Annotated in this window: 6 protein-coding genes; all 6 read left to right on the top strand. The window is 46.7% G+C overall.

Annotation, left to right across the window (positions count from 1 at the left end):
* Positions 1–38 precede the first annotated feature (38 nt).
* The 6 genes from LL912_RS05790 (at position 39) to LL912_RS05765 (ending at position 13,336) form a co-directional block, all read left to right on the top strand.
* The gene (locus LL912_RS05790; protein ID WP_235552631.1) at positions 39–2,060 is read left to right on the top strand and encodes an alginate lyase family protein; all 2,022 of its coding nucleotides are present in this window, start codon (positions 39–41) and stop codon (positions 2,058–2,060) included.
* Positions 2,061–2,975: 915 nt separating this feature from the next.
* Positions 2,976–6,272 (top strand): SusC/RagA family TonB-linked outer membrane protein, encoded by a 3,297-nt coding sequence (locus LL912_RS05785; protein WP_235552630.1) that lies wholly within the window; start codon positions 2,976–2,978, stop codon positions 6,270–6,272.
* A gap of 24 nt (positions 6,273–6,296) precedes the next feature.
* The gene (locus LL912_RS05780) at positions 6,297–8,021 is read left to right on the top strand and encodes a RagB/SusD family nutrient uptake outer membrane protein (RefSeq protein ID WP_235552629.1); all 1,725 of its coding nucleotides are present in this window, start codon (positions 6,297–6,299) and stop codon (positions 8,019–8,021) included.
* A 194-nt stretch (positions 8,022–8,215) separates the two neighbouring features.
* The gene (locus LL912_RS05775) at positions 8,216–9,901 is read left to right on the top strand and encodes a DUF4979 domain-containing protein (protein WP_235552628.1); all 1,686 of its coding nucleotides are present in this window, start codon (positions 8,216–8,218) and stop codon (positions 9,899–9,901) included.
* Positions 9,902–10,199: 298 nt separating this feature from the next.
* Positions 10,200–11,402 carry a glycoside hydrolase family 88 protein gene (locus tag LL912_RS05770; protein WP_235552627.1) on the top strand — a complete coding sequence of 401 codons (1,203 nt, stop codon included), beginning with the start codon at positions 10,200–10,202 and terminating at the stop codon, positions 11,400–11,402.
* Entirely contained in the window at positions 11,399–13,336 is a 1,938-nt protein-coding gene (locus tag LL912_RS05765) for a glycoside hydrolase family 97 protein (protein ID WP_235552626.1), read from the top strand. Before LL912_RS05770 ends, LL912_RS05765 begins: the two co-directional genes overlap by 4 nt.
* The last annotated feature ends 27 nt before the right edge of the window (positions 13,337–13,363 follow it).

Raw genomic sequence — 13,363 nt, 5'->3', positions numbered from 1 at the left:
CCACTCTATGTATCTATGTGGTTAAACAGTACTTCGATATGATGCGTTTTATACCTTTTTTACTTTTTACATTTTTATTGTTTGCCTTTTCCCTGGTGGTCAACGGGCAGTCCTTTATTCATCCCGGTATTCTTCATAGCCGGGAAGACCTGGCACGAATGAAAACGGCCATACAGGCGCAAAAAGAGCCTGCTTTCAGCGGGTACGGGATTTTTGCAAAAGATCCGTGTTCACAATACACGTATAAGATCAAAGGACCGTTAGACACTGTAAGCCGGAATCCTACAGTGGGGCAGGGCATCTATGATAGTGATGCGAATGCCGCCCATCAAAACGCCATCATGTGGGCTGTTACCGGCGATAATCGTTATGCGCAGAAAGCTATTGAAATTATCAATAGCTGGTCCGCTACCTTAAAGGCTATCAGGGGGCGCGATGCGGTACTGATGGCAGGTTTGGGGCCCTTCAAGATGGTAAATGCCGCAGAAATCATTCGTTATACCAATGCAGGCTGGAGTAAGGCTGATATAACAAATGCAGAAAAGCATTTTAAAGAAGTGATTTACCCGGTAATAAAAAATTATGCACCATTTGCCAACGGTAACTGGGATGCTGCTGCATTAAAAACGGCCATGGCCATTGGCGTATTCTGTAACGACCGGGCTATATTCGAAGATGCCTTGCGTTATTATACAAAAGGAGGCGGAAACGGAAGTATATTGAATTATGTCATTAATGCAAATGGCCAGATCCAGGAAAGCGGGCGTGATCAGCCTCATGCCCAGTTAGGAATTGGTATGCTTGCAGAATGTTGTGCCATTGCCTGGAATCAGGGATTGGATTTATATGGCTTTGAAGATAACCGCCTGCTCAAGGGTTTTGAATATACTGCAAAATATAACCTTGGAAATGATGATATGCCTTTTCAGGAGTGGCTGGACAGAACAGGTAAATACCATCATTATACAATTTCCGACAAAGGGCGGGGGGCATTGCGCCCCTTATATGAGCAGGTATATGCCCACTACGTAGGAGTAAAGCGATTGAAGGCGCCTTATGTAGAGGCCGCTGTAAAAAAAATACGCCCGGAAGGTGCTGGCCACCCGGGGGCGGATCATCCGGGGTTCGGTACTTTATTCTTTGCAGGCGATGGCTTAAAAGGTAATGAAGGCGAAAATAAAGTGGATATCCGTTCCTTTGCCCCGGGTGGCTTAATAGCCTCGGGGACAGGGCAGCGTATTGAACTGGAATGGGTTGCCGCTGCTTTTCCCTGCACCTATTCCGTGCAGCGTTCTTCAGATCCTCACGGGAAGTTCCAAACGATTGCTGAAGAACTTATTGACAACCGGTTTGTCGATAAAAACGTGCTGCCCGGCAGGCGGTATTATTATACCGTTACTGAAGAACATGAAGGAAAGCAAAGCCAACCTGCATTTCCACAGCAGGCAATGGCAGGTTTGCCTGCAGGTTGGTTGCAGAAAGACGTGGGTAATATCAAAACTGGAAACACGTTTTTTGATGGCGCACATTTTAGTATAGAAGCTTTTGGCAGTGGAATCGGTGATTCATCAGACAGCTTTCACTACACCTATCTGCCTTTTAAAGGTATCGCCAACCTCTCTGTCAGGATTCATGCCCAGCCAACCTCGCAGTTCTCCATGATAGGTCTGATGATACGCAGCGACACCAGTCATCATGCCCGTTTTGCAGCCCTCACCTTATATCCCGGAAAGACAGCCCAGATTGAAGAGCCCGAGTGGCATACCCGGCTGGAAACCCGCGAACGGACTGCCGGTAAAACCATATTGGCCGGCAAAGGCAGTATCTTATCGGCTCCCGCGGTTAGTTTTGGTCGCCTTACAGGTTATTATTGGCTGAAGCTCGAAAGAAAGCGCCGGCAGCTCGTGGCGTATGCATGCGGTAATGGAAGCAGTTGGGTGGAAATAGGACGTACCAGTCAGCCGTTTGATGATCAATCGCTGATCGGCATTGCCGTAAGCTCGGGGATGCCTAATGCTACGCGTGTTACTATTGATAACATAAAAACTAACGGGAAATAATTGCCGGTCAGGTAAATTGTTTACAATACGATATTTCTTCTGGTCAGGTAGACACAGAGCGTGGTTATGCCGTGATTTGTGTTTCCCCATAGCCGTTGAGCTAAAAATCCATCCAGGTAAAACAAGAGTCGCCTGGAGGGCTGCAATATGAATAATGAATAACCCCGGTGCTAGCCGGGGGAAAGAATACATGGACGGTGCGGCCCCGGCTGGGTCGAATGTTTAATGCTTCGGGCCTTGCGGCTGTGTTAAAAGAGAAGTGCTATGCACATACGAACGTTTCAGGGTCGGGCAGAGGTGTTTGGTTATCTGTTGCCCTGGCGCCGAGGACGATTCATATCCAAGCCCACTGGCCCCCGGAGATCGATCAAACGGGGAGTAACCACTTTCTAAAGCAATGATAGTATTACTGAAGTTGAAGTGTGCGACGCAAGGAAGTTGATAAAAGCGCTGAAGATGATATCATAATAATTCACTCTTCAAAATGGCTCCATGGCTCCGGTTACTTTTATGCTGAGTTGATGGTGGAGGCATTTTAAAAAAAACGGATACAGGCGTATTTATATGCATTGTCTTGTTGAAAATATCATTTTACCCACCTTTTTTTGATATATACCCCCCCTCTTTGCTCATTTCCCCTTGTTATTATTGCATTGTGATTGTTGCCTTTGGAAGGTCTGAAGTTTTAGGCCGGGTTCAATCTGCTTTAATGGATATATAACAACCTGCGCTGAAAAATGGATACAGGAACGCAATAAGATCCCATCATTTCTTAAGTAGGTTTTCAGTAGGCATCTGTTATTTACAGTAATACAGATGACAGGGTATCCATAAGCGGTATCGAAGATGCGGCTTGAAATGACTGACAGTATCCCTATTCAGTAATTGAGGTGATTCACAAATCAAAAATTACAAATGAAAAAATTAACGCGATTGCAAAAAATGATGAGCATTGTAGCTGCTCATATCCTGTTGATCAGTTTTCCCTTCACTGGTTTTTGTCAAACTAAAGTGGTTTCCGGGAATCTTATAGACGCCACAACTTCCAAACCGGTTACGGGCGCCTCGGTTATAGTTAAAGGAACTACGCTTGGTACACGCACGGGAGATGCCGGCACTTTCACCATTAATGTTGGTGACAGTGCTGTATTGCTTATATCCGCCATCGGTTATAAGCAGCTGGAAATGAATGCCGGAGCATCACTGGAAAATATCCGGCTGACTTCCGAGTCAAAGGAGCTGGACCAGGTGGTGGTGGTGGGATACGGCACTCAAAAAAAGACCTCGCTCACGGGTGCTGTTTCAACTGTAGACGCAAAGGTCTTTGCCAACCGCGGGCCACTTGCCAGTCCGCTGGCTGCCTTGCAGGGACAAGTGCCTGGGGTAACCGTTACACGGAGTTCGGCGCAGCCGGGCAGGGAGTCCTGGAATTTCCTGGTTCGCGGTAACTCATCTGTAAATGGTGGTGAACCACTCATTATTATTGATGGCCTGACACTCCCGGGCACCAGTGCCTTAAATACGTTCAACCCCGCTGATATTGAGAATATTTCTTTTTTAAAAGATGCAGCCGCCACCTCTATTTACGGAGCAAGGGCGGCCGGGGGCGTTGTGCTCATCACTACTAAAAGAGCCAAAGCCGGGAAGCCGGTAATCGACTATAACGGGTCAGTATCGCGGAAAATCATCGGTCTGCAGCCAAAGCTTGTTGATATCAATGGCTGGGGGCCGATGATGGAGGAGGCCAGGGTAGCCGACGGTTTTACTAATGCAGACCTTTGGTACAAATACGCCATGCTGGCCCAGTATGCCACCAGTAATGGCATAACGGTAATGACAAGGCCCGAGGCGGCGCAGGCGCTGGCCAACCTGGGGTTGGAACAGGCAGGCTTTTTTACTGACGTAAGGGATTTTGTTTTCTTCCCCGGAACGATGCAGGATTTTATGTTTGGTAACGCCACTTCAAACGAGCACCAGCTAAGCATTTCAGGCAAAAATGAAAAATCGGGCTACCGTATTTCATTAGGTTTTTTAGATGACGGCAGCCTGTTGAAAGTAGGCAATAACGCTAATAAACGGTACAATATAAGGCTAACCCACGATTATAATTTTTCTTCCAGGCTTAACCTGCAAAGTAATATTTCCCTTGAAAAGAACGATATTATTCAGCCTTCAAATATCGGAGCGGTTATGAATAATGGCATACAGCCCGGCATGCCTTCAAACGGTTTGGGCAGTACGGGTAAGCCTTATGTATGGGGTTCGGGTATTGCCAATGCTTCCACGGTTGCGATAGCCAATTTTGGAGGAGATAATAAGGAGTTAAACACGGCCATCAACACCAGTTTTAACCTGACCTACACTTTTAACAGGCATTTAAAGGCTGTAGGTACCGCAGGATACTATTATAAAGTAACAGATTACAAAACCCTGGAAAATGTGATCAGCTGGTATGATTATGCGGGGGCAAGCAATGTTTCCAACCTTTCTCCGTCGGGCCAGGGTAGAAGTTTTTATCAAAGATCTAACGCCAAAGATGCTTATTACAATTTAAGTTCTTACCTCGAATATAGCAGGAAGTTTAATGCCAACCATGACCTTAAATTGATGGCGGGTACGCAATATGAGCGACAGGAGTACAACCGGTTTTTTGGACGGACACTCGATATTGTACCTGGCGTTCCCCCATCTTTGAGCAATAGCTTTGGCGATCCTGCATCGAAATCTGTTGCAGAAGCTCAATATCATTCAGCCCTGGCCGGGTATTTTAGCCGCCTGAATTATACATACCGGGGCAGGTATCTTTTTGAAGTCAATGCCCGGTACGACGGAACCTCAAGGTTTATTGAAGATGACCGCTGGAAATTCTTTTACGGCTTTTCAGGAGGCTGGCGCATTTCGAAAGAGGCATTCATGAAAAACATAAAGATGATTAATGATCTGAAACTGCGGGCTTCCTGGGGTAATGTGGGTAACCAGGGTGGCATCAGCCTGTATGAATACACACAGTTGCTCAATCTTAGCTTTTCTACCGGTGCAGGTCAGTCCGGATTCCCGATCCTGGGTACAAGCCCCGCTGTTAGGATTACACCAGGTGGTCTGGTAGCCCTGGACAGAACCTGGGAGCGCGTTACCACCGGTAACCTGGCCCTTGATTTTGCTTTATTAAACAACAGGCTGGGTGGTACGGCTGAATTGTTTCAAAAAAATAATAACAATATGCTGATTGCCCGAACGTATCCGGCCGTATTGGGTGTAAATGCACCCGCAGGAAATAATGGTCGGCTGGAAACCAGGGGATGGGAGGTTTCTTTAAACTGGAGCGACAAGATGGGCGCGTTGAGTTATCATATCGGAGGTAATATGTCCTCATACAAAACCATGCTTTCCGATTTTGGAGGCCAGAAAATCATCGGCTCCGGTAACAGGGGCCTGAATAATGCAGTAGAAGGATATCCTATAGGGTCGTATTTTGGGTTGGTATATAATGGCCGCATACAGACGGAAGAACAATTAACTGCTTACAGGGCATTTATTACAGGGAATAATATCAATATGCCTGCCGGGCCCGCCAGCTCGCAGGCGAACAACCGGCTGTCGCTGGGTGATAATATGTTTAAAGATGTTAATGGCGACGGTAAGATAACGTTTCCCGAAGATGCTGTCTTTTTAGGTACAGACGATCCGCGTTTTGCCTATTCTTTCAACGCAGGGCTTGGCTGGAAAGGGTTTGATCTGAATATGATTTTCCAGGGTGTGGGTAAAAGAATCATTGTTCGTGATGGAAGCTGGCGCGTTCCGGCAGGTACCATCTTCCAGGCTCAGAATGCAGCATATGCACATCAATGGTGGACCCCGGAACGAACGGATGCCTGGTTGCCGCGCATCTCGTCTACCGGCACGATTAATAATTATAACTATTTCCCTTCTGATTGGGTTGCCGAAAACGGAGCGTATCTCCGGTTAAAAAACCTGGTATTGGGATACACGTTGCCGGCCGCCCTGACGCAAAAAGCCAGCCTGCAAAAAGTGCGGGTATACTTCGCCGGTAATGACCTGTGGGAGACTTCAAAAATCAGGGATGGCTGGGATCCTGAAGCTTCAAGAAACGTAGCAAATTCAGGCGATGGCTCTAATAATGGTGTAAGCACTTTCAGCGCCCGATACCCCTTCTATCGATATCTCACTTTTGGCCTTAATCTTACTTTCTAAATCTGAAACATTATAATAATGAAAATGGTAAAAGTTATATATACCCTGGCTTTGATAACGGTGTTGTCCTTACAGTACAGCTGCAATAAGCTGCTCGATTTAAAGCCGCTTAACGAAATTTCAGACGCAGACTACTGGAAAACGCCAGAACAATTTAAATTGGCAGCGAATGAGTTTTACACCTACCTGCTCACGTTTGGTAATGTATTGTATGATGGTCCGCATTCGGATCTCAGGAGTGATTTCTCGCTCGCCAGGAACAATTTTGGCAACGGTACTAACACCGTGCCTCAAACAGATGGTAGCTGGAATGGCGGTTATGCCCGGCTGAGAGCTATTAATTACCTGCTGCAGAAGGCAACTGCTTACGGCAATCCCGCCGAGATAGAGCGTTACGTAGCGGAGGCAAAATTTTTCAGGGCCTATGTATATTTCGACCTGTTACAATTATTTGGCGGTGTTCCTATTGTTACCAGTCCGTTAGATATTAATGCCGGGGCATTACAGGCACCCCGGAACAGCCGGGATGAAGTGATAGACCAGGTCGTAAAAGATCTGGAAGAAGCCATAGCAATGCTTCCGCTTGAAACTGCGATCAATGCCTCAGATAAAGGCCGCATCAGTAAAGGCGCTGCGCAGGCTTTCCTGGGGCGCGTAACCCTCTATGAAGGTACCTGGCAGAAATTCAGGAATAACAGCGCCCGCGCCAATACCTTGCTGGATAAGTCCATTGCCAATAGTGATGCTGTTATAGCCAGCAATCTTTACCAGTTGTTTGCACCAGCAGCGTTGGGCGACTCTGCCCTTAAGTATTTGTTTATTCTTGAAGATGAGCGGTCGAACCCTGCCAGCATTGGCAAGTCGGCCAATAAAGAATATATCCTGGCCAACCGGTATTCCTTCACACAAAGGCAGATCAGGAATAACGTTACACATACCTGGCTGGGTGCGGGCACCACCGGGAAATTTGCCCGGTTGTTTCTCTGCCAGGACGGCTTGCCTGTTGATAAATCTCCTTTGTTTCAGGGCGATGCTTCCACCAGGTCGGAATACACCAACAGGGACAACCGCATGCGCTATACCATGATGATCGATTCTAACTATTACTGGGATAATGAAAACCCCGGTTCCCGCATCAACTGGACGGGCGATGCGGCCGATATCGCGAACTCGCGCGGGCGGCATAACGGCGCTTCGGGTACCGGCTATCAAACCCAGAAATGGGCATCAGAAAGAAGGTTAAATGATAATGAAGAAGGATACGACTGGCCGGTGATACGGCTGGCAGAAGTGTATTTAAATTATGCTGAGGCCATTTTTGAAAGGAACGGGTTCATATCGGATGACGATCTTAATAAGTCGCTCAACCTGGTAAGAAACCGGGTCAACAAATCCATGCCTAAACTTAGTAATGCCCTGGTAGCGGCCAATGGATTAGACATGCGTTTTGAAATAAGACGGGAAAGGGCCATTGAGCTATGTCTGGAAGGCTTCCGTCTTGATGATCTGAAACGATGGAAAACCGCGGAAATCGAAATGCCAATGAATGTTACCGGAGTAAAATGGACCGGTACCAGGTGGCAAACCCGTTATACCGTTAGCGGTGGTAATGCCCCCTTTCCCCTGGATGCCAATGGAAACCTCATTTTTGAAAGCGGCAGGGTATGGGCTGAAAAGAATTACCTGCTGCCGCTGCCCAGCCAGCAGTTACAGCTCAACCCGAAACTGGAGCAAAACCCCGGGTGGTAAAATTGATCCTTCAGAATATAAAATAAGATAATTATGAAAATCAATCAGATGATACTGAAGACGATGTAAATCTTTATTCCATCCCGATGGCTTTCGGGACCATTTGATAACTCCAAATACATATGAAAATGATTGCAAAACTATTACCCGGTTTATTGTCCTTGATGATAAGCTTTACAGCCTGCAAAAAAAATATGCGGGCAAATGACCCTGAATCATTGTTGGCTGCTGTTAACTCCAACACGGCGCCCGAACTGATGCCGGTAGATACCACGCTACCCGGCTACATCAATGACGATTTCAGCAAAATGGATACACTGAACTGGAATGCCCCCTCGGGCAGGCTTGAAAATGGGAAACTGGCAGCAACCATGTGGCTGCAAAATGCAACGGTTCCGTATTACCGTGGTGATTTTAGCCGGAAAAACGGGCTTGTTATCAATAAAGCCAATTTTCCCGTAATCGCCATCAAAATGAGAAAACCGCCCCGGTCCAATTTCTTTTTCGATACCAATCTCGGCTCCTATAATAACCGCAACAATAACCACACCGTTATCAAACAGCCGGATGGCAGCAATATCTACTACTGGGACCTGCGCTATGGCGGGCTGGGCAGTAACCCCGTTCCGGATGGCGATGTGTTCCTGTGGCGTTTCCAGTTTAAACTGGCAGAAGTTGAATTAACCAGGGCACAACTGGCAGCAGGCGATATCGGCTACACCGTATCGTGGATAAAAAGTTTCAGATCGGTGGAAGATATGCGTGCGCAACTGAATATTCCCACGCCGCCTGCCTATTCTTTTATTAAAAAAATCAAACACCCCGGGCTGCTGCATTCCCAAGCGGATCTAAACCGTATCCGCTCTTTGGTGTTGGAACAAAAACCGAATGCCTATGCCTGCTACCAGTTGCTGAAAAATGATTATCGCTCTCGTTATGATTATCAGCTGAGAGGCCCGTTCACCTATTTTACAAGAGATAATAATATAACCGTAGACGGGCTACGGGGCGGCGCCGTGAAAGGGCTTGTAGAACGCGATGTGCTGGGCGCCTATTACAATGCCCTGATGTGGTACATCACCAAAGACACATTACATGCCCGCAAATCGGTGCAGATATTAGAGGCCTATGCCAATAAGGCGATTGGTATTGTGGGTGCCGACGCAGAACTAAATGGATTGTATGGCTTTATTTTGGCCAATGCCGGAGAGATCATGCGGTACACGTACAATCAATGGCCTGAAGCATCGGCGGTGCAATTCGGCAAAATGTTACAGCAAGCATTCTACCCAACCCTTCGGAATTTCAGGCCCTATGCACATGGGAACTGGGACATCATTTGTATGAAAGCCCTGATGGCTATCGCCGTTTATACGGAAGATGTGGATATGCTCAACCGCGTAGTTACTTATTTCTATCATGGAGAAGGAAACGGAAGCATCAATCAGTACGTGGTGTCAGATGCCGGCCAGCTGCAGGAAAGTAACCGCGATCAGCCTCATACCACGTTGGCGCTGGGCTGCCTTTCTGAATTGTGTGAAATTGCCGAAAACCAGGGCATCCCGTTATATGAAGCCTCCAACAACGCCATCATGCGCGGGTATGAATATACGGCAGCATACAACCTGGGTAATGAGGTGCCGTTTCGTACCTGGTACGATTATCATGAGCGTTATAAAGACTATACACCGGAATCTATTTCGGCCCGTTCCACCAATTTCCGTTCTGTCTTTGAAATCGCGTACAATCACTATGTGGTGAAAAAAGGGCAAGCGATGCCTTATACAGTGCAGGTATTGCAGCAGTTAAGGCCGGAAAAGGCGCCCGCCGGCGCGGATAATCCCGGATATGGTACGCTTCTTTTCAACCGTTGGGAATAAGACAGATGGACGGAGCGGATGTTCCGGAAATATTACGGCTCACACAAAATAAAAGGATGCCTTTCGCCGGCGGGCCGGTAATAATAAACCGACATCAATTTTATTGAATGCATCCAACTGGTTTGTGGAGGCACAAACCTTAGCATAGCCTTGGCCAGTGTCTCCACTGGCTCGAAGGAGGAGGTTAAACTATATGTAAGAATAATTTTGATACCTGTTTATGATAACCGGGAGCCGGATGCTTTAAGAATGTCCGGGCAGAAAGTTCGCTGTAGCGGACAAATGAAAATACATACGGATGAAGAAAATATTTTTTTTTGGTATTGCAGTAATTGTTGTGCTGGCAGGCTGTGCCGGATCCCGTGCTTTTAGCGTTGAAAAAGAACTGGATTATTGCCTGAAGCAGGCGCAAAAAACCTTGTCCTCTCTGAAAGATTCGGTAATGATGCCCCGCAGTATCGCCCATGGTGATACTGCCTGGCGTCTCGTGAACTACCGCGACTGGACCAGCGGTTTCTGGCCCGGCATTTTGTGGTACGCCTATGAGTGTAGCAATAAGGAGGAGTGGAAGGCAGCCGCTGTAAAAAGCGCGCGGGCACTATATCCGCTTGTTGACTCATCAGCAATTGATCATGACATCGGCTTTCAGTTATTTTGCAGCGCAGGCAATGGATACCGGCTGACCGGGGATAGTACTTACAGGCAAATACTATTACGTGCAGCAGACTCCTTAGCTACATTATTTAATCCCAAAGTAGGAACCATCCTCTCCTGGCCTCGCAAAGTGCCGGGTGTAGATTGGCCATTACGTCATAATACTATTATGGATAATATGATCAACCTGGATCTTTTGTTTTGGGCAGCTAAAAATGGCGGCGGTAAACGCCTTTATGATATAGCCGTCGATCATGCTGTTACCACCATGAAAAATCAATTCAGGCCCGACTATGCCTCTTACCATGTAGTTATTTATGATACGGCTACGGGCAGGAAGATAAAAGGAATGACACACCAGGGTTTCAATGACAGCAGCATGTGGGCCCGTGGGCAAGCCTGGGCTATCTATGGCTATACCATGGTATACCGAGAAACCAGGAATCCGCAGTTTCTCGACTTTGCTCAAAAAGTAACGGACGTTTATCTGTCGCGGCTTCCGGAAGACGGCATCCCTTATTGGGATTTTGATGATCCAGGTATTCCGCAGGCGCCCCGCGATGCCTCCGCAGCTGCAGTTGTAGCAGCTGCATTGTTGCAGCTTTCTACTTTAATGGACGATAAACCTAAAGCAAAAACTTATTATGATAAGGCGGTGCATATGCTGACAGAACTATCTTCGGAAAGATATCAAAGCCGTGGGGTTAATGATGCTTTTTTGCTACACAGCTCAGGACATAAGCCTAACGGCGGAGAGGTGGATGCGGCTATTATTTATGCAGATTATTATTATTTAGAAGCTTTATTGCGGTTAAAAAGCATTAAGGAAAACAATAAATTTTTATGATGAAAAGTATCTTTCTAACACTGCTGTTCTTTTTTTGTTTGACGTCGCTTTTTTCGCAGGAAACAGTGATAGCCGATACAAAGATGGTATTGAAGTCGCCAGATGGCAATTATAGCTTCTCCTGCTATCAAAAGAAAAAGCAAGATGGAAGCAGGCAATTATATTACACAGTTGCTTATAAAGGAAAGGAGGTGATCCTTGAATCGGAGATCGGTGTATTGATCGATAACCACCTGCTTGAGTCGGCTATGGCCATACCCAATGATACATTGAAACACTGGGGAGATAACCTGCAATTGACAGGAATTGATACATCTGTTGTCAACCAGGTGTGGAAACCTGTATATGGTGAACGGTCATTGATTCGTGACCGCTACCGGCAGGCGGTGTTAAAGTTCAGGAAAGGAAATATGGAAGGCGCGGGTGTTAGCGACGGTTATGACAAACGCCGTTATTATTTTATGAATGTGGAAATTCGAGCCTACAACGAAGGCGTGGCTTTCCGCTATCATTTTCCGGAAGCAGAAAACGGGCTCTTTCTTCATATTACGGGAGAGCAGACGCAATTTGCTTTTCCCGAGGGTACATTGGCCTGGCATGAAAGCTGGGCGCAGGGACCGTTTTGTTTAATGCCTTTAAAAGGATGGACAGAAGAATCCGAACGCCCGCTTACCCTGAAATTAACCAACGGATTGACGGTGGCTTTAGTCGAAGCCAATATGGTTGATTATACAAGGGGAAAGTTTGCGCTAAGCAAAGAAAAATTAAACACGCTTCAGCTTTCGATGTATGCAGGTGCAGATATTATTACAGCGTACAATACGCCCTGGCGGGTAATTATGGTGGCTGAGCGCCCGGTTGATTTGGTCAACAATAATTACATCATACTCAACCTGAACCCGGAGAACCGGATCAAAGATGTTTCATGGATCAAACCGGGCAAGGCAATGCGGTCTGGCTTAAGTCAGCGTGAAGCCATTGCCTGCGTGGATTTTGCAGCGCAGCACGGCCTGCAATACGTGCACCTGGATGCAGGTTGGTATGGACCTGAAATAAGAGCGCAATCGGATGCAACTAAAGTCTATCCGGATAAAGACATCGATTTTCCTGCTTTGACACAGTATGCAGCAAGTAAGGATATCGGTATATTTGTATACATCAACCAACGTGCTTTGTACAGGCAGATGGATACGCTACTACCGGTTTTAAAAAAATGGGGAATTAAGGGGATTAAGTTCGGCTTCGTTCAGGTGGGGAACCAGCAATGGAGTACCTGGATCCATGATGCTGTAAAAAAATGTGCCGATTACGGCTTGTTGGTCGATATCCATGATGAATACCGGCCCACGGGTTTCAGTCGCACGTATCCTAACCTGTTAACGCAGGAGGGCATAAGGGGAAACGAAGAAATGCCTGATGCCATCCATAATACTACGTTACCGTTTACAAGATTTGTTGCCGGCGCCGCAGACTATACGATCTGTTATTACAACAACCGTATCAAAACCACACATGCACACCAGCTGGCCATGGCTGCGGTATACTATAGTCCGCTGCAGTTTTTATATTGGTACGATCATCCAAAAATGTATACGGGCGAGCCGGAAATTGAATTTTTTGATAAGGTAAAAACCGTTTGGGATGATACGAAGGCACTGGATGGAGCCATTGGGGAATTTGTAACCGTAGCAAGAAGGAGCGGAGCGGAGTGGTTTGTCGGAACCTTAAATAACACAAGCCCCCGCACGGTGAGCGTGAATTTTGACTTTTTGCCGGCAGGCAGAAAGTACCTGGCAACCATCTATAGTGATGATGACAAGGTTGCTACTAAAACCAAGGTTGGTGTCAGGAAAGTAACGGTAAATTCTAAAACAGTATTGCAGGAATCGCTGAAAGCTTCAGGCGGGCAGGCAATCTGGCTAAAGCCTCTGTGAATTATATAAAATCTTAATTCAATAATT

It is taken from the genome of Niabella agricola (assembly GCF_021538615.1).
Classification (GTDB): Bacteria; Bacteroidota; Bacteroidia; order Chitinophagales; family Chitinophagaceae; genus Niabella; species Niabella agricola.
Note: the sequence above shows the minus strand (reverse complement) of the source record. Positions and strands in the feature narration are given on the sequence as shown.